The organism is Thermodesulfobacteriota bacterium, assembly GCA_035559815.1.
Taxonomy (GTDB): Bacteria; Desulfobacterota_D; UBA1144; order Nemesobacterales; family CSP1-2; genus DATMAT01.
On the sequence record DATMAT010000026.1, the window covers coordinates 1 to 19,167 of the forward strand.

Consider the following 19,167-nt stretch of genomic DNA (forward strand, 5'->3'; position numbering starts at 1 on the left):
ATTGCGAGGAGCAAACCGACGAAGCAATCTAAAACTAGAGATTGCTTCGCTTCGTTCGCAATGACATAATACAAGAGTCATTACCGCAAGAGATATGATGAATAAAGACAAGAAATTCTATCTAAGGAGTGTGAGGTAAGATTGGCTGGAAAAATTCCACAATTTAAGACTGATAAAGAGGAGGCTGAGTTTTGGGACACTCATTCGGCCGTTGATTTGTTGGATGAGATCCTAGAGGTAGAAGAACCCATTGAACTCTCAGACCGGCTCAAAGGAGAAATTCGCAAAAAGAGCAATAGAACCAAGATTTCCATAAGAGTTAACCCAGAGCACATAAACCTGGCTAAGATATTAGCAAAATCCAAGGGAATTCCGTATCAAACACTGGTACAGATATGGATAGTTGAGGGGTTAAAACGCGAGCTTAGGGAAGAGTTAAAATAAATATGAAAAGGGTATCCATTTATCTTGACGAAGATCAAATTAACTTTCTAGACAGGGAGTCTGAGAGGAAAGACATGAGCATAGCTAAGTACATAAGGGAATTAGTGCAAAGAGAGATGGCCAAAGAAAAGGAACGGAGAAAAGATCCATTCTGGAAAATTGGAGAGGACGAATTCTCGACCGGCAATAAAAGAGGTTCGATAGAGCATGATAAAATCATATACCGTCCGAAATGGGTGAACACATAAGAAAGAGTCCGGGGATAATTGCCTTTAATAGAGTAAGTGCTGAAGATGAGAATCGGACATGGGAAATAGCGAAGAGCTATAAGGATAAAACCTTCTCATTCACCGACTGCACCAGTTTTTCGATATGTGAACGCCTTGAAATAAAAGACGTGTTTGCCTTCGATGAGCACTTCATGCGGTACGACAAATTCAATGTTTTGCCATGAAGCATTTTTAGGTCTTTCCAGAGTAGGAATTCGGGTCTAGCAACTTCTTAACTATTCTTCAACTTAGTTAATCATATTTAATTTTTATAACTGTATTTCAATCAGAGGGAGAGCGATGTCCCTCATTTGCCTAATTTTTGGTCACGGATACGAAATTTCGTGACGCCTCTTTGGTATTACACTGTGGAATAATGCACAGTTTTAAAGTGGCAAAAATGAAATTGACATGATTTCAGGTGGTTACGTCTGCCTCCAATACCGAGGCATTGTGGCATACAAATTGCAATATTAATTCGCAGAGGTGAACAAACATGTCAGCAGCAATGGGAAGCGCAAATCCTTTTTTGGAGTTTGTTTCGAGAGGTGGAAATCCGGTCAAGATCGTGATATTCGATTCTCATCAGAACTGCATGGTCTGCGGCCATAAATCTCATTCCCTGCTCATCCTCACATTCAACATGGTTACCTGCCACAAGTGTTACGACTTCTTGCTTAATTGCAACTATTTCAGTGACGCAGAAGAAATAGAGCTTAATTAATAAAAACCAAATTATATGGGCAGGCAATAAAGTAGAGACGCATGGCCATGCGTCTCTACTTTTAGTCTTATATAACTAGACTTCATTACCCTCCTACAAATTAACTCTATATTCAAAGTTCAATTCACTCCCTATATTTAACAGGTATAATACACCTAGGAACTATCCAGTATGGATAATAAAAGTATCGCTCTAAGCCATGGACTCACGGAAGGCGAATACGCTAAGATAGTGAAAACTCTCAAGAGAGAGCCAAATATGACCGAAATCGGCATATTGGCGGCGATGTGGTCTGAGCATTGTTCATACAAAAGTTCTAAAGTCCACCTAAAAAAGCTTCCAACCAGAGGGGAAAGGGTAGTTCAAGGACCGGGTGAGAACGCCGGCATCGTGGATATAGGCGATGGTATCTGTGTCGCTTTCAAGATGGAGAGCCACAACCATCCTTCGTTTATAGAGCCCTATCAAGGGGCGGCAACCGGAGTAGGCGGAATTCTTAGGGACATCTTCACCATGGGGGCAAGACCCATAGCCTTGCTCGATTCTCTAAGATTCGGAGACCCCAGGCTCCCCAAGACAAAGTATTTAGTCGGGGGCGTGGTTTCTGGAATAGCCGGATATGGAAACTGTGTGGGAATCCCCACAGTCGGTGGTGAGTTGTATTTTGAGGATTGCTACAACGGGAACCCGCTGGTAAACGTATTCGCCCTTGGGGTCATGAAGAGAAACGAAATATTCCGTGGTTACGCAAAGGGAGTGGGAAACCCGGTTATATATGTCGGGTCAAAAACAGGAAGAGACGGGATCCATGGCGCGGTAATGGCCTCTGAAACATTCACTAAAGAGGCAGAGGAAAAAAGGCCGGCCGTCCAGGTAGGAGACCCTTTCACCGAAAAGCTACTTCTCGAAGCCTGCCTCGAACTCTTCAAAACCGGCGTTGTAGTTGGAATCCAGGACATGGGGGCAGCCGGGCTCACATCCTCCTCGACCGAGATGGCCGAGCGCGCCGGAACGGGAATCAAGTTAAACATCGACCGGGTACCAAGACGGGAAACCGGTATGACCCCATATGAGGTTATGCTCTCCGAGTCACAGGAGAGAATGCTCGTGGTCATTCAAAAAGGCAAAGAAGAAGTAGCTCAAAAGATATTCAGAAAATGGGAACTGGACTTTGCCGTAATCGGGGAGGTTACCGATTCCGAGAAACTCGATATCTTCGAGAATGGAACCAAGGTCGTCGACTTACCGATAGGCCTTATTACAGAGGATGCCCCGGTTTACAGAAGGCCCTCTAAGAAACCGGCTTATTTAGCCAAAGTAAAAAGGCTTAAGACTTCATCCATACCTCTACCGGATGATTTGGGACGAGTATTTCTTACCCTGATTTCCTCCCCTAACCTTTCCAGTAAAAGATGGATTTACGAGCAATACGACCACATGGTCAGGACCAACACCACTATCCCGCCCGGCTCGGATGCGGCGGTAATAAGAATCAAAGGGACTACCAAGGCCGTCGCTCTCACCTCAAACTGCAATTCGAGATATTGCTACCTCGACCCCTACACCGGAGCAGCCATCGCCGTGGCGGAGAGCGCAAGGAATCTGGCTTGTACCGGAGCGGTTCCCCTGGCCATCACCGACTGCCTAAACTTCGGCAACCCGGGAAAGCCGGAGATTATGTGGCAGTTCAAAAAATGCATAGAAGGCATGTCCGATGCGGCAAGGGCTTTAGACACCCCGGTTGTAAGCGGCAACGTCAGCTTCTATAACGAGACTGAAGACAATGCCATTTATCCCACTCCGACTGTAGCAATGGTGGGATTGATTGAAGATGTGAAAAAGCAAGTAACCCAGTGGTTCAAGAAAGAGGGTGATATACTGGTGCTCCTTGGAGAAACAAGAGAGGAACTCGGTGGAAGCGAGTATCTGAAGATGGTTCATGGGCTTGTATCCGGTTCTCCCCCTGAAATAGACCTGGAGTCGGAGTCGAGGTTGATAAGAACTTTATTAGAGGCAACCAAAATGGGGATATTAAACTCGGCCCATGACCTTTCCGAAGGTGGTCTGGCCATCGCCATTGCCGAATCCTGCTTCACCCCGGATGGGACAGCCGGTGTAAAGATTAGGTCTTTAAAAAACAACCAGGTCAGGGAGGATGCACTCCTATTTGGAGAATCACAGTCCAGGGTACTGGCATCTATAGATAAGAATAACTTAAATGCTTTGGAAAAAATCGCTTTGAAGCATGGCACGCCCATGCAAGTAATCGGGGAGGTTGGCGGAGACAGGTTCTTTATAGATGAATTAATCGATATTCCCATAAAGAAAGCCCGTGAATCATGGGCCTTTGGTTTTGAGAGTATTTTTAAAAGTAAGATTTCTGCCACGAATTGAGATAATAATGCGGATGGATGTAGGATACACGATGCACGATACATGATGCAGGATGCAAGAGGGTCATGAATCTTGAATCATGCATCTTTTTCATTTGAGTAAATTCGTGTTAATTCGTGGCTAATTAAATTTTGAGAGCTATGCCTAAAATCAGAGAAGAGTGTGGAGTATTCGGTATCTACGGCCATAACGAGGCGGCTAACCTCACCTATCTAGGACTCCATGCGCTCCAGCACCGGGGACAGGAAAGCGCCGGCATCGTCACATCGGACGGGACACACTTATACACCCATCGGGAGATGGGGCTAGTGTCCGATATATTCACCGAAGAGGTCATTTCAAAGCTCCCCGGAAGAAATGCCATCGGACACGTCCGGTATTCAACCGCCGGCTCTAGCCATGTAAAGAACTCCCAGCCCATAGTGATTGCTTACTCCCGCGGAGAGCTGGCCATAGCCCATAACGGAAACCTGACCAACGCCAGGACGCTCCGAGAAGAGCTCGAACAGGCCGGAGCAATATTTCAATCCACCACCGATACCGAAGTAATGGTACATCTCATAGCCCGGTCAAAGGAAGAGACCCTGGTGAAGAGAATAATCGAAGCTCTACTCAAATGTAAGGGGGCCTATTCTCTATTGTTTTTATCTCCCGAATTCATGATCGCTACCAGGGATGCCTACGGGTTTAGACCCCTGGTGTTGGGAAGGCTCGGGGATGCAACCGTGGTCGCATCGGAGACATGCGCATTCGATCTGATCGAGGCCGAGTTTCTAAGGGAGATAGAGCCCGGAGAGATCCTGGTAATCGGTGAGAATGGAATGGAATCCTTCAAACCCTTTCCGGAAGTAAATCATAAACACTGCGTCTTTGAGTTTATCTACTTTGCCCGGCCGGACAGCTTTTTATTCGCCAGAAACGTCTATCAGGTGAGAAAAGAACTGGGAAAACAATTGGCGAAGGAGCAGCCCGTCGATGCCGATATAGTCATAGCCGTGCCCGACTCCGGCGTCCCCGCAGCAATCGGATTCTCGGAGGAATCCGGACTCCCGCTCGAACTAGGGCTCTTGAGAAGCCACTACATAGGAAGAACGTTTATCGAGCCTCAACAATCTATCAGAAACTTCGGGGTGAAGCTAAAACTAAATGCCATAAGGGATGTTCTACTGGAGAAGAGGGTGGTTATAATCGACGACTCAATCGTCAGAGGCACGACCAGCAGGAAAATAGTGAAGATGATCCGAGCGGCCGGAGCCAAGGAAGTGCACATGAGGATAAGCTCACCACCCATGAAATTCTCATGCTATTACGGCGTGGATACGCCAACCAAGGAAGAGTTAATCGCCAATTCCCTGGATGTAGAGGAGATCAATAAATACATAACCTCTGACTCTCTGGGCTACCTCAGTCTTGAAGGCGTGATGAAGGCGGTGGAGAGTTATAAACGACTGGAAGGCCGCGAAAGCTTCTGCGACGCCTGCTTCACCGGAAATTACCCGGTAGAAATAACCGACTCAAAAAGCAATTTCAGACAGCTTCATCTGTTTGATAGATAAATCATAGAATCCGAATCATCCTTAGAAAATACATCCTATACTTGGAAGTCACGAAAATGTGTAAGTGAACACCCAGCCTCTTCTAAGTTTAGCCTGAGGAAATCGTGGACCAAACATCGGGAAACAAAGTACAGCTCCAGAAAGAGTTACGAACTTTGATTTAATAATGTAGGGAACGCATATATGCGTTCCCTACAAAAATAAAGGTTAGAGATTATCCTTATGGTTTTTTGATCAGCCCACTAAATAACTTAGATAGACTCAAGTTAGGCTTGCTGGTGTGGTATAAGGGTATAACAGACCTGACCTTTCAAATCTCACTCAACTTTTCGAGCACTTCCTCCATCTTCCGCTTTTTCGAGGAAAGCTCTTCGAATCTTTCTTTTTCTTTCTCGACCACTTCTTCCGGAGCCCGCTCTACAAAGTCCGGATTAGAAAGCTTCTTCCGGGAAAGTTCCACATCCTTTGAAACCTTGGATATCTCCCGCTTTATTCTCTCGACTTCCTTTTCCACATCGACCAGTCCCTCTACCGGAAGAAATATCTGAATACCCTCGATTACCTGGGTAACCGCCTTATCCGGTTTTTCATCTTTGACAAATTCAAGCCTGGACACCCCCGCCAGGTTAGTAATGTAATCAGCGTTAACCCTAACTTTTTCTAAGATGCCGTCGTTATCGGGAAGGAGAATGATTTTAACTTTATCCGAGGGATGAACGCCTACTACCGCTCTTAAGTTTCTTATACCAACCACGATCTCCTTGATAAACTCTATTTCATCGAATGCTTTCTGGTAAATCTCTTCTTCGTTAAACTCCGGGTATGCACTCATCGCTATGCTCTCGGCAACCTCGCCATCCGGCGTTTTCAGGTCAAACCCGCAATCCTGAAGCCTACTATAAAGCTCCTCGGTGATGAAGGGCGCAATCGGACTCAGGAGCTGCAAAGACCGAGATAATACCTCTACTAAAACAAACTGTGTTCTCTTTTTTGCTTCCACATCGCTCCCATTTAGAATTGGCTTTACTAACTCTATATACCAGTCGCAGAAATCGCCCCAGATAAACTGGTATATTTGACGCGCCATCTTGTCGAATTCGTAAAGTGCTAACGAATCCTCGACATCCTTTATAGCTCTATTCAGCCTGGTGAGAATCCATTTGTCGGGCGTGGAGAGAAACGACTCCGTAGAGACGACCCGTCGGGTCGTCTCTACATCGTGGTCCAAATTCATAAAGACAAACCGGGAGGCGTTCCAAATCTTGTTCATAAAATTACGGTAGCCCTCGATGATCGGAAGGGAAAGCCTAATGTCCCTACCCTGGGCGGCTAGGGCGGCCAGGCTGAATCGCAAGGCGTCGGCGCCGAAATCATCCATTATGTCAAGTGGATCAATCACGTTCCCCTTGGTCTTACTCATCTTCTCCCCTTTCTCATCCCGGACAAGGGCATGAATATATACATCCCTGAATGGAACGTCGCCCATAAACTTTAGCCCCATCATCATCATCCGGGCAACCCAGAAAAAGAGGATATCAAAGCTGGTAACCAGCACCGATGTCGGATAAAAGATCTTTAGCTCTTTTGTTTGCTCGGGCCAGCCCAACGTGCCAAAGGGCCAGAGGGCGGAGCTGAACCAGGTATCCAGTACATCGGTCTCCTGCTCTATGTTTTTCGAGCCGCAACGCTCGCACTTAGTCGGCACGTCAACCGAAACTGTTACCCCATTACAATCCTTACAGAACCAGGCCGGTATCCGGTGCCCCCACCAGATTTGTCTGGATATGCACCAGTCACGAATATTCCTCATCCATTCAAAATAGGTATTCTCCCAGTTCTTCGGGATAATCCTGGTTTTACCCTTCTCTACCGCCTGAATCGAGGGCTCGGCTAGGGGTTTTGTTTTCACAAACCACTGAAGGGAAAGCATTGGCTCTACCACGGTGCCGCATCTGTAGCATTTCCCCAGTTGCAGTGAGTAATCCTCTATTTTTTCAAGTATGCCCTCCCTCTCGAAATCTTCTATGATTCTTTCCCTAGACTTAAACCGGTCAAGCCGGGCATATCTCCCGGCGTTTTCATTCATAAGCCCTTTAAAATCCATTATCTGAACACGGGGAAGGTTATGCCTATTCCCTATCTCAAAATCGGCAAAATCGTGCGCCGGGGTTATCTTTAAAGCCCCCGTCCCTAACTCCATATCCACGCTTTCATCGGCAATCACCGGGATTCTTCTGTTCACTACCGGTAAAATCACTTCCTTCCCTATGATGTCCTTATATCTCTGGTCATTCGGGTTCACCGCGACCGCGGTATCACCCATCATTGTCTCCGGCCTAGTGGTGGCAACTACTACGTATTTCTCCGAGGGGCTTTTGCCGTCGTCAGATACCAACGGGTATCTCAGGTAATATAGTTTTCCTTTTGTATCTTCCCTGGTAACCTCCAAATCGGAGAGGGCCGTGCCGCAACGGGGGCACCAGTTCACGAGATAATAACCTCTATATATAAGTCCCTCTCTATAAAGCCTGACAAAAACCTCTCTTACCGCCAGGGAAAACCCCTCATCCATGGTAAATCTTTCCCTGGACCAATCGCATGAGGCACCCATTCTCTTCAACTGCTCGATTATTCTCTTCCCATAAAGTTCTTTCCACTGCCAAACCCTCCTTACAAATTCCTCCCTAGTCAAGTCCTCTCGCTTGATGTCCTGCTTACGAAGCTCCCTCTCTACCACCGTCTGGGTGGCGATCCCGGCATGGTCGGTCCCGGGAATCCAGAGCGTATTGAAGCCCTTCATCCTTTTATATCTAATCAGAATGTCCTGTATGGTATTATTGAGAGCGTGTCCTATATGGAGAGAACCGGTAACGTTGGGAGGGGGGATCACTATGGTAAAGGCAGGTTTCTGGGAGGATGTCGAGGCGTGAAAATATTCCTTGTCGAGCCAGAACCTATACCATCTATCCTCTACCTTCTTAGGATCGTAGGTTTTCTCCAGCTCGATTCCATGGGTCTTTTCCATCTTGAATAAATTGGAGAGGATTTAAAAACAGGAATAGAGGAAGGATTTGGTCCTTCTCTCTATTCCGACCATGAATCTTACAATTGATCTTGCTGTTTTTCTTGAACGGGAACAGGGACGGCTATTTCCGGTGCTGCAATCTCCAGGTCCAGGTTTCTATACATAGGAAGCCCTGTACCAGCAGGGATCAGCCTTCCCATGATCACGTTTTCCTTGAGTCCGCGCAGGTAATCCTCTTTTCCCTCACAGGCTGCCTCCGTGAGCACTCGGGTCGTTTCCTGGAACGACGCCGCCGACAGCCAGCTATCGGTGCTGAGTGAAGCCCTGGTTATACCTAGAAGAAGCGGCTCCGCCGAGGCCGGCTTCCCGCCCTGACTGGCAACCCTTTCGTTCTCCTCGAAGAAGACACTCTTCTCAACGGCTTCTCCAACCAGGAAGGTTGTATCCCCAGGGTCCTTTATCCTGACGCGTCTAAGCATCTGCTTCACGATGACCTCGATGTGCTTATCGTTTATCTTAACCCCCTGAAGCCGGTAAACTTCCTGAATTTCATCTACCAGATACCGGTCTAGGGCCTTTTCACCCCTGATTCTTAGTATGTCGTGTGGGTTGACCGCGCCGTCAACGAGCTGGTCTCCAGCCTTGACCCGCTCTCCATCCCGGATCAAAACATGTTTTCCCCGTGGCACTAGATGTTCCTTAGGCTCACCTACGTCTGGGGTTATGACGATCCTTCTTTTTCCCTTTAGGTCTTTGCCAAAGGATACTATGCCGTCAATTTCGCTGACGATTGCCGGGTCCCTGGGGATTCTGGCCTCGAATAACTCGGCCACCCGGGGAAGCCCCCCAGTAATGTCCTTAGTCTTAGCCGTTTCCCGGGGGATCTTTGCTAGAATATCACCGGCATGGACTATATCCCCTTCATTCTTTTCTAGAATAGCCCCAACCGGAAGAGAATACTGGACTCCCCTTCCGTCTCCGTCGGAGATGACTATTGCCGGATGTATATCCGGACTCTTGGACTCGACTACCACCTTTTTATAAATACCGGTGACCTCATCCACCTGTTCCTTCATGCTTATCCCTTCTTCCAGGTCCTGGAAATTCACCCGACCGCCTACCTCGGAAATAAAGGGCGTGGTGTACGGGTCCCATTCCGCAAGAAGCGTACCCTCTTTCACCGGAGAACCTTCTTCGACCCTTAACCTCGCTCCGAGCACAACCGGGTATCTTTCTCGCTCGTATCCCTTATCGTCCACAATAGCCAAGATTCCGGTACGATTGATTACTACCAAATTTCCATCTTTATTTCTCACAGACCTTACCCCAATGAGCTTAACTACCCCTTCATGCTGGCTCTCCAGGGTGCTCTCGGCAACCCTCTGGCTAGCTGCTCCACCGATGTGGAAGGTCCTCATGGTGAGCTGTGTACCGGGCTCGCCTATGGACTGTGCGGCGATAATCCCCACCGCCTCTCCGATGTTCACCAGTCTCCCGGTAGCTAGGTTTCGGCCATAGCAGAGCACGCATACCCCGTGTCTGGCTTCACAGGTAAGGACGGACCTGATTCTTACCTCAGAGAGGCTGGCAGCTTCATCTATCTTTCTTGCCGCCTGTTCATCTATTTCTTCATTAGCCTTCACTATTATATCTTGAGTAACCGGGTCTTTTATGTCTTCGAGTACCACACGTCCCAACACCCTCTCACCAACCCGGTCTATAATTTCTCCCCCTTCCACCAGGTCCCCCACTACGATTCCTTCGATTGTACCGCAATCGTATTCGGTCACCATCATATCCTGGGCCACATCAATCAGTCTTCTGGTAAGATACCCGGCGTTTGCCGTCTTAAGAGCCGTATCGGCCAGTCCCTTTCTGGCCCCGTGTGTGGAAATAAAGTACTGGAGCACGGTGAGTCCTTCGCGGAAGTTCGAGGTAATCGGGGTTTCTATAATCTCACCGGAAGGTTTAGCCATCAGCCCCCTCATGCCGGCAAGCTGACGGACCTGGGTTTGGCTTCCCCTGGCCCCAGAATCGACCATCATGTATATCGGGTTTGAACTCGGCCGTTTGGTATCCCCTCCGTTCTCATTCTTAAGAATATCCACCGACAGCTCGCTCATCATTTCATGGGCTACCTCGTCGCTGGTCTTCGCCCAGATGTCTATAACCTTGTTATACCTCTCACCATCGGTGATGAGCCCCTGGGAGTATTGGTTCTGTACCTTCACCACTTCCTTATAAGCCTTGTCCAGCAGTTCTTTCTTTTTCTCCGGTATGGTCATATCGTTGATGGAGATGGATATACCGGCTCGGGTTGAATATTCAAACCCTAGTGTGCGCAGGCGGTCGGCAAGTATTACCGTGCTCTTGCCGCCGGCTATCCGGAAGCAGGTATCGATTAATTCCTCTATGGCTCGCTTGGTCATTACCTTATTCACCAGCTCAAAAGGAACCACCTTGGGCATGATCTCGTAAAGGAGGACACGGCCAACGGTGGTGTTATACATCACGCCGTCTATCCTGACGCTGATCCGGGAGTGAATCCCCACCTCTCCAGAATCGTAGGCCATTCTTACTTCCTCGATCGAGGAGAATACCTTTCCCTCCCCCCGGTCAAACGGCATCTCCCTGGTCATGTAATAAACCCCCAGGACTATGTCCTGGGTGGGGAGGATGATCGGTTTCCCATGGGCGGAGGACAGGATATTGTTGGTAGACATAACCAGCGAGCGGCATTCCGTTTGTGCCTCGATGGATAACGGGACATGCACCGCCATCTGGTCTCCGTCAAAGTCGGCGTTGTAGGCCGGGCAGACCAGCGGATGTATCTGAATAGCCTTGTCTTCGATCAGTATCGGCTCGAAGGCCTGAATGCTCAGACGATGAAGCGTGGGGGCACGGTTTAGGAGTACCGGATGCTCCTTAATCACCTCGTCAAGAGCGTCCCATACTATCGGCGCCTCCTGCTCGACCAGCTTTTTGGCTATTTTAATGGTCGCTGCCGTTCCCCATTTTTCCAGCTTCTGATAAATAAAAGGCCTGAACAGTTCGAGAGCCATTTGCTTGGGCAGGCCACACTGATGAAGCTTGAGCTCAGGCCCTACTACGATTACCGAGCGTCCGGAATAATCCACCCTTTTACCCAAGAGGTTCTGCCTGAACCGGCCCTGTTTTCCCTTTATTATGTCGCTTAAACTCTTCAATGGCCGATGGTTATGCCCAAGAACCGGTCTGCCGCGGCGTCCGTTCTCGAATAGCGCATCCACCGACTCCTGGAGCATCCTCTTTTCATTCCGTACAATTATGTCCGGCGCTCCGAGCTCCAGCAGTTTTTTAAGGCGATTGTTCCTATTTATGACCCTCCGGTAGAGGTCATTCAGGTCGGATGTAGCAAATCTGCCGCCGTCGAGTGGTACCAGCGGCCTCAGGTCCGGGGGTAGTATGGGAATTCTAGTGAGTATCATCCATTCAGGACGATTCTTTGACTGTCTGAATGCCTCGACGATTCTGAGCCTCTTAGCTATCCTGGCCCTCTTGATGGGGGAGCTTGCATTTCTCATCTCCACCCTTAGTTGCTCGGACAGCTCGACCAGGTCTATCTTCTTCAACATCTCTCTGATCGTCTCCGCACCCATCCCCACCTTAAACGTGGGCCCATATTCCTCAAGCAATTTTCTGTATCTATCCTCGCTCAAAACCTCACCAAATTTAAGCCGCGTAGCGCCGGGGTCTAACACAACATAGGCCTCGTAATAAAGCACCTTTTCCAGGTCCTTGAGGGTCATATCCAGGAGCATCCCGATCCGGCTGGGGATACTCCGCAAAAACCAAATATGGGCAACTGGGGACGAAAGCTCGATATGGCCCATCCTTTCACGTCTAACCTTACTGGATATCACTTCCACCCCGCATTTTTCACAGGTGTGTCCCCGGTGTTTCAGTCTTTTATACTTGCCGCAAAGGCACTCATAATCCTTAACCGGGCCGAAGATCTTGGCACAAAAAAGCCCGCTCCTCTCCGGTTTAAATGTTCTGTAATTAATCGTTTCCGGTTTTCTGACCTCTCCATGGGACCAATCCTTTATTTTATCAGGAGAGGCGATGGAGATTTTTACCGCCGAATAATCCGAGGGATTCTTTGGTTTCTCAAAAAGGGTATCTATATCCAATTCTTATCTACCTCCCTTTTGCCTTGGTAATTCTTTCATGACCTCTTGGCCATTTTCTTCGAGAAGGTCCACGTCAAGCGCCAAAGATTGAAGCTCTTTTTGCAGCACCTTAAACGACTCCGGTAGACCCGGCTCGAAGTTCATATCCCCTTTTACTATGGAGTCGAATATTCTCGTTCTTCCAATCACGTCGTCAGATTTCACGGTTAGAAATTCCTGAAGGGTATAAGCGGCTCCATAGGCCTCCAGAGCCCAGACCTCCATCTCTCCCAATCTTTGTCCTCCGAAGTGGGCTTTCCCTCCCAATGGCTGTTGCGTGACTAAGGAATAAGGACCGATCGCCCTGGCATGAATCTTCTCTTCGACCAAGTGGTGAAGCTTTAGCATATACATAACCCCCACTGCAACCTTCTGGTCAAACGGCTCACCGGTACGGCCGTCGAATAGGATAGTTTTTCCATCCTCGGGCAATCCAGCCAATCTCAGCATTTCTTTTATTTCCTTTTCCGTCGAGCCGTCAAACACCGGCGAGTCAATAGGAATACCGTCCTTGAGTCTTTTTACCAGTTCGACTACCTGGTCATCGGTTATTTGATTAATGTATTTTGCAAAGTCCTTCGAATCGTAAGCCTGTGCTAATTTCTCGCGAAGTGCCTCCGGGCTGAACTCATTCTGTATGTACTCGTTCAATTGACGGCCAAGCTCCTTGGCCGCCCAGCCCAGATGAGTTTCCAGGATTTGACCGACGTTCATTCTAGAAGGGACGCCGAGCGGGTTTAAAACCATATCCACCGGGGTGCCATCGGGAAGATAGGGCATATCCTCCACCGGTAGTATCTTAGAAATAACCCCTTTGTTTCCGTGTCGTCCGGCCATCTTATCCCCGACCTGTAGCTTTCTCTTGACCGCAACATAAACCTTCACCACCTTTAGCACTCCAGGCGGTAGCTCATCCGGACGGGTAAGCTTATTTATCTTGTTATCATATACCATCTTGACCAAGTCTATCTGCTCGAGCGTCTTCTCGATCGTCCTCTTTATCTCGGACTCGATCGCCTCCCCCTTTTCCACGGCGATATCCGCTAATTTTTCGAAAGGAACGGAGTCAATCAGCTCCTCGGTTATTTTGTCCCCTTTCTTTATCACCGTCTTCCGGTTGAGAGTCAATCTACCCGACGAAATCTTACCGACGATTAGTGACCGTATTCTCTGAGTGGCGTCGTCCTTGAGTATCTTTATCTCGTCCTCTCTATCCTGTTTGAGACGGGTTACCTCATGATCCTCTATGATCTTCGCCCTTTCGTCTTTGCTGACAATGCGGGAAATAAGCATTTTCACATCTATCACCGTGCCAGATACGCCCGGTGTTACCCTCAAGGAGGTATCCTTTACGTCCCCGGCCTTATCCCCAAATATAGCCCGGAGCAGCCGCTCCTCTGGGGAAAGCTGTGTCTCTCCCTTTGGGGAGATCTTTCCGACCAGTATATCCCCCGGTTTGACATCCGCTCCAATCCTGATTATCCCGCTCTCATCCAGGTTTCTCAGCATATCCTCGCCCACGTTGGGTATGTCCCTGGTTATTTCTTCCCGCCCCAGCTTTGTCTCACGGGCTATACATTCAAATTCCTCGATATGGATAGAAGTGAAGCTATCCTCTTCCACCAATCTCTCGCTTATCAGTATGGCATCCTCGAAGTTATATCCACCCCAGGGCATGAAAGCTACCAGAACGTTCTGTCCCAGAGCCAGTTCGCCGTGGTCGGTTGACGGACCATCGGCGATGATCTGATTTTCCCTGACCCTCTGTCCTTTTCTGACGATGGGCCTCTGATTCCAACAGGTGTTTTGATTAGACCTTTGAAACTTTATCAAATTATATATATCAACCCCGCCATCCGCTGTTCCATTACCGGTTGCCCTCACCACTACCCTTGCCGCATCCACGTATTCCACAACACCCTCTCTTTGAGCCACCACCGTGACCCCGGAGTCCTTAGCCACCGTACCTTCGAGCCCGGTTCCGACTAGCGGCGCACTGGTCCGAACCAAAGGAACAGCTTGACGTTGCATATTCGAGCCCATCAACGCACGATTGGCGTCATCGTGCTCCAGGAAGGGTATGAGTGATGCCGAGACAGAAACAAGCTGTGCCGGAGAGACGTCCATCAGCTCAACGCGATTAGACTCAACCATCAGGAATTCTCCCCTATGACGTGCAGAGACTATCTCCGATGTAAAACGACCCTCTGCATCCAGTGGCGCATTTGCCTGGGCTATCACGTACTTCTCCTCTTCCAGCGCATTCAAGTAAACGATCTCGTCCGTCACCTTTCCATTTTTGGCTACCCGGTATGGCGTCTGTATGAAGCCATATTCGTTTATCTTGGCGTACGTGCTAAGGCTGGAAATAAGACCGATATTGGGCCCCTCCGGCGTCTCGATCGGGCAAATCCTTCCATAGTGGGAGGAATGAACGTCTCGGACTTCAAAACCGGCTCTTTCTCTGGTAAGTCCGCCAGGACCCAGGGCGCTAAGCCTTCTCTTGTGCGTCACCTCGGATAGGGGATTGGTTTGGTCCATAAACTGGGAGAGCTGTCCGGTGGCAAAGAACTCTTTTACCACCGCGATAACCGTCTTGGGGATGAGGAGCTCGCTAGGCATGAGATTTTCCACAGTCTGGTAACCCATCTTTTCCTTCACCGACCGGGCCAGCCGGTCGAGCCCGTGGTAAAGACGGTCCTCGATTAACTCCCCTACGGTACGCACCCTTCTATTTCCAAGATGGTCGATGTCGTCGGTAGTTCCCCGCCCGCCTTTGAGATTTAGGAGGTACCTGACAGTTTCGACCATATCCTCTTTGGTGAGGGTGAGAACTTCATCCGAGATCCCATGGTTTAGCTTGTAATTAATCTTGATTCGTCCTACCTTGGAAAGCCTGTATGTATCCGGATTAAAAAACATGTTATTGAAGAAGGTCTCGGCAACGTTCAGGGTAGAGGGATCGGTGGGCCTAAATTTTTTATAAATCTCGATAATTGCTTCCTCGCGGGTCTTCACTTTATCAGCTAGTAGGGTATTTCTGAGCGATGCAACTACCGAAACGTTGTCTATGTAGAACACCTTGAACTCTCGTATTCCACGCGTTCTCAATTCTTCCAGTTTTTCTTCGGTGATCTCATCGTTGAAGTTGACTATAACCTCCCCGGTGGCCTGGTCTACTATGTCGTCCGTCGAGGGCCTGCCTATCACATCACTTGCTTGAACCGGAATCCGGTCAATTTTCGATTGAACTAGCTTGTCGATCAGATTTCTTACGAACCTCCTTCCCTTTTTGACCAGGACCTCGTCGGTTTTAGGGTTGACTATATCAGCAGTTGCTCTCTGGAAGGGAAGAACTTCTATGTTGACACTCTTTTTAATCCCATCCGGTTCCAAATATACCGTTTCCGTCTGATAGTAGTTCATCATAATCTCTTTGGCGGTGTAACCCAGCGCCTTGAGTAATACAGTCACCAGGAACCTCTTCTTCCGGTCAATCCGAACGTGAAAAAGGTCTTTGGAGTCAAACTCAAAATCCAGCCATCTCCCGTCCTGCGGAACAATCCTGGCCGAGAAGGAAACCCTTCCTACAGACTGGTCCTTACTCTTTACTTGGTCGAAAAACACGCCTGGGGATCGATGTAACTGATTGACTATGGCCCGCTCCGTCCCGTTTACTATGAAGGAGCCGTTCGGGGTCATCAGGGGGATTTCGCCAAAATAAACCTCCTGCTCCTTGACATCCCTTATCGTGCGCTCGCCCCCGGATTCAGTAGGGGTATCCCAGATTACCAGCCGAAATGTGACGTAAAGCGGGGCTACATAGGTATACCCCTTTAACCTGCACTCCCCCGGCTCGTACTTGGGCTTGTCGAAACGGTAGCTAACGTATTCGAGTGACGCCTTCTCGTTGTAGTCCTGTATAGGGAATACTGTTTTGAAGGCCCGATGAAGCCCCATGTCCTTCCTCTCCTCGGGCTTTACATCCTTTTGAAGGAAGTCCTCGTATGATTTGGTTTGAACCTCGAGAAGATTGGGTATGGAAAGAACAGATGGTATTTTTGAAAAACTCTTTCTTAATTTATAAGATTCAATAACCTCAAAGCTCAACTTACTTTCCCCCCCTTTTTATAAAGTTAAAACAAACCTTCTAAGTCATTAGGCTAAATAGACAATCCACTTAACCATGACCTCGAAAGCTATTAATTCCCCAACTCCCCTCGACGATATCAATTAATTTCTACCGTTGCACCGGCCTCTTCCAACTTCTTTTTCATCCCCTCCGCATCCTCTTTCTTTACACCCTCCTTTACCGTCTTCGGAGCGCCTTCCACCAGCTCTTTGGCCTCTTTTAGACCAAGGGCAGTAAGCTCCCTGACAACTTTAATCACCTGTATCTTGTTGTCGCCTACTGCTTTCAATACTACGTTGAACTCCGTTTTCTCGGCCTCGGCCGCTTTTGCCTCGCCGGCCTCAGTACCCGCACCGCCCACTCCGGCTACCATAGCTACCTGGGGCGCCGCTGCTTTTACTCCGAATTTATCCTCGATCTCCTTGATCAACTCAGAAATCTCCAGCATGCTGGCGCGTTCCAGATAGGAGATAACATCCGCTCTTGTTACATCTGCCATTTTGTCTAAAACCTCCTTGTTTTTTGCCAGGGAAACCCGCCCGGGCGTCCCTATTCTTAGTTAGTTATTTTTCCTCTTTTGCTTTGATTTCCTTGACCGCATTTAACGCGTAAAGCAAGCGTCTCTGAAGCTCTGTTAGAGTGCCCATAAAATTGCCAAGCGGGCTCGATAGAAGTCCCAACAACTGAGAAAAAAGAACCTGCTTGGAAGGAAGCTTGGAGAGCTTTATCATTTCGTCTGCATCGACCACTCTGCCCTCGATGATTCCTCCTTTAAGCTTGAGCACCGGAAACTCTTTAACAGACTCGGCAAATACCTTGGCTACCGATACCGGGTCATCCTTGCAGATTGCCACGGCTGTAGGACCTTCGAAGAGGTCCTTAATTCTCTCCACCTCGGTCTCCCGCGATGCTATCCTCAGAAGAGTATTCTTCAAGACCTTAAAATCCGCTTGAGTCTTCCTGAGTTTCGCCCTGAGCGATTCCATCTCCTTTACCGTAAGCCCTTTATATTCGACCACGAAAAGGAAAGGATTCGTCTTGAATTTTTCGCCATATTCCCTGACGATCTCTTCTTTCGCTGCTCTTGATAACATTAACTCACTCCTTGAATACAGGTTTGAAGCCTTACCTAGTTGGGCTGACCCAGATTCAGGCTTTAGGTCAAGCACCCAGCAACCAATCAGGCCGCGATTTCGAAGCCCTTTAGCTCATCGCGGACGTTCGCAAAATCCACCTTTATTCCCGGTCCCATGGTGTTGGAGAGCACGATTTTTCTTATAAATACGCCTTTAGATGAGGAAGGTTTCATCTTTTGGAGTGAATCCATGAAAGCTAAAAAGTTCTCCCTCAACTTAGCTGCACCGAAAGAGACCTTACCGATAGGGGCATGAACCACTCCCCCTTTATCGTTTTTGATTTCTATTCTTCCCGCTTTGGCCTCGCTTACCGCTCTGGCCACGTCAAAGGTGACGGTGCCAACCTTGGGACTGGGCATAAGACCCCTCGGACCCAATACTTTACCCAACTTTCCGACCAAACTCATCACATCCGGTGTGGCTATGGCTACTTCAAAGTCTAGCCAATTCTCCTTGGATATCTTTTCCACTAAGTCTTCAGCTCCCACATAATCTGCGCCTGCCTCTTCCGCTTCTTTAACCTTTTCCCCTTTGGCAAAAACCAGCACTCTAACCTGTTTTCCGATTCCGTGGGGAAGAACTAGAGCACTCCTGATCTGCTGGTTGGCTTGGCGCGGGTCGATCCCCAGACGGACTGCAACCTCCACAGTCTCATCAAATTTGGCAGTCTTGGTTTGTTCGATAAGATTAAGTGCCTCTGAAAGAGTATAAGATTTTGACGGGTCTACCGCCTTCTTAACCTCAATATACTTTTTTCCTCTAGCCATTTTATCTCCTCAAGACTATAAACCTTATTAAATTTTTATTTACTGTTCCCCAGTCCTTGAAGGAACCTTCCTAAACAACTTCGATTCCCATACTCCTAGCCGTCCCCTCTACTATACGCCTCGCTGACTCTATATCATCGGTGTTCAAGTCCTCGAGCTTAGTTTTAGCAATCTCTTCGACCTGAGCTCTAGTGACCTTTCCCGCCTTCACTCTAGGAACCTCCCCGGACCCTTTTTCTATGCCAGCGGCTTTTTTTAGCAAGTAGGATACGGGCGGAGTCTTGATTACGAAGGAAAAGGACCTATCCGCGTACACCGTTACTATTGCCGGGAGTAACCCCTCCATCTTCGATGTTTGTGCGTTAAAGGCTTTGCAAAATTCCATTATGTTAACCCCCCTTTGCCCCAGAGCCGGACCCACCGGGGGCGAAGGGGTCGCTTTGCCGGCAGGTATCAACAGTTTCACTTCTCCAACCACTTTTTTCATTCTATATCTTCTCCACTTGATT

12 protein-coding genes and 1 pseudogene are annotated in these 19,167 nt (G+C 48.5%); 6 read left to right on the top strand and 7 right to left on the bottom strand.

Annotated features, from left to right (window positions below):
• Positions 1-141: 141 nt before the first annotated feature.
• The 6 genes from VNN20_07745 (at position 142) to purF (ending at position 5,387) form a co-directional block, all read left to right on the top strand.
• Complete coding sequence (locus tag VNN20_07745) at positions 142-444, top strand: CopG family antitoxin (protein HWP92073.1); 303 nt, start codon at positions 142-144, stop codon at positions 442-444.
• Between the two features lie 2 nt (positions 445-446).
• A complete protein-coding gene (locus VNN20_07750; protein ID HWP92074.1) occupies positions 447-692 on the top strand; it encodes a CopG family transcriptional regulator in 246 nt (81 codons plus the stop codon).
• Positions 677-898, top strand: coding sequence for a hypothetical protein (locus VNN20_07755; GenBank protein ID HWP92075.1), 222 nt, complete (start codon positions 677-679; stop codon positions 896-898). Before VNN20_07750 ends, VNN20_07755 begins: the two co-directional genes overlap by 16 nt.
• Positions 899-1,209: 311 nt before the next feature.
• Positions 1,210-1,437: a hypothetical protein gene (locus VNN20_07760; protein ID HWP92076.1), complete on the top strand. Its 228-nt coding sequence runs from the start codon at positions 1,210-1,212 to the stop codon at positions 1,435-1,437.
• Between the two features lie 171 nt (positions 1,438-1,608).
• Complete coding sequence (gene purL / locus VNN20_07765) at positions 1,609-3,831, top strand: phosphoribosylformylglycinamidine synthase subunit PurL (protein ID HWP92077.1); 2,223 nt, start codon at positions 1,609-1,611, stop codon at positions 3,829-3,831.
• 140 nt (positions 3,832-3,971) lie between these two features.
• Complete coding sequence (gene purF, locus VNN20_07770) at positions 3,972-5,387, top strand: amidophosphoribosyltransferase (GenBank protein HWP92078.1); 1,416 nt, start codon at positions 3,972-3,974, stop codon at positions 5,385-5,387.
• Between the two features lie 310 nt (positions 5,388-5,697).
• On the opposite strand, the gene VNN20_07775 is transcribed toward purF, so the two are convergent.
• From VNN20_07775 to rplK, 7 genes and pseudogenes are all read right to left on the bottom strand, one after another.
• On the bottom strand, positions 5,698-8,412 hold the full coding sequence (locus tag VNN20_07775) for a valine--tRNA ligase (GenBank protein ID HWP92079.1): 2,715 nt from the start codon (positions 8,410-8,412) through the stop codon (positions 5,698-5,700).
• A gap of 77 nt (positions 8,413-8,489) precedes the next feature.
• On the bottom strand, positions 8,490-12,584 hold the full coding sequence (gene rpoC, locus VNN20_07780) for a DNA-directed RNA polymerase subunit beta' (protein ID HWP92080.1): 4,095 nt from the start codon (positions 12,582-12,584) through the stop codon (positions 8,490-8,492).
• 57 nt (positions 12,585-12,641) lie between these two features.
• A pseudogene (gene rpoB / locus VNN20_07785) lies at positions 12,642-16,733 on the bottom strand (DNA-directed RNA polymerase subunit beta).
• A 119-nt stretch (positions 16,734-16,852) separates the two neighbouring features.
• Entirely contained in the window at positions 16,853-17,254 is a 402-nt protein-coding gene (gene rplL, locus VNN20_07790) for a 50S ribosomal protein L7/L12 (protein ID HWP92081.1), read from the bottom strand.
• A gap of 64 nt (positions 17,255-17,318) precedes the next feature.
• On the bottom strand, positions 17,319-17,849 hold the full coding sequence (gene rplJ / locus VNN20_07795) for a 50S ribosomal protein L10 (protein ID HWP92082.1): 531 nt from the start codon (positions 17,847-17,849) through the stop codon (positions 17,319-17,321).
• Between the two features lie 86 nt (positions 17,850-17,935).
• Positions 17,936-18,658, bottom strand: a complete 723-nt coding sequence (gene rplA, locus VNN20_07800; protein ID HWP92083.1) for a 50S ribosomal protein L1 — start codon at positions 18,656-18,658, stop codon at positions 17,936-17,938.
• Positions 18,659-18,728: 70 nt separating this feature from the next.
• A complete protein-coding gene (gene rplK / locus VNN20_07805) occupies positions 18,729-19,145 on the bottom strand; it encodes a 50S ribosomal protein L11 (GenBank protein HWP92084.1) in 417 nt (138 codons plus the stop codon).
• Positions 19,146-19,167: the final 22 nt, after the last annotated feature.

Coding starts and splice junctions, on each gene's coding strand:
- rplA (HWP92083.1), bottom strand. CDS start 18,658: ATGGCTAGAGGAAAAAAGTATATTGAGGTTAAGAAGGCGGTAGACCCG.
- purL (HWP92077.1), top strand. CDS start 1,609: ATGGATAATAAAAGTATCGCTCTAAGCCATGGACTCACGGAAGGCGAA.
- rplK (HWP92084.1), bottom strand. CDS start 19,145: ATGAAAAAAGTGGTTGGAGAAGTGAAACTGTTGATACCTGCCGGCAAA.
- VNN20_07750 (HWP92074.1), top strand. CDS start 447: ATGAAAAGGGTATCCATTTATCTTGACGAAGATCAAATTAACTTTCTA.
- rplJ (HWP92082.1), bottom strand. CDS start 17,849: ATGTTATCAAGAGCAGCGAAAGAAGAGATCGTCAGGGAATATGGCGAA.
- VNN20_07775 (HWP92079.1), bottom strand. CDS start 8,412: ATGGAAAAGACCCATGGAATCGAGCTGGAGAAAACCTACGATCCTAAG.
- VNN20_07755 (HWP92075.1), top strand. CDS start 677: ATGGGTGAACACATAAGAAAGAGTCCGGGGATAATTGCCTTTAATAGA.
- purF (HWP92078.1), top strand. CDS start 3,972: ATGCCTAAAATCAGAGAAGAGTGTGGAGTATTCGGTATCTACGGCCAT.
- VNN20_07760 (HWP92076.1), top strand. CDS start 1,210: ATGTCAGCAGCAATGGGAAGCGCAAATCCTTTTTTGGAGTTTGTTTCG.
- rplL (HWP92081.1), bottom strand. CDS start 17,254: ATGGCAGATGTAACAAGAGCGGATGTTATCTCCTATCTGGAACGCGCC.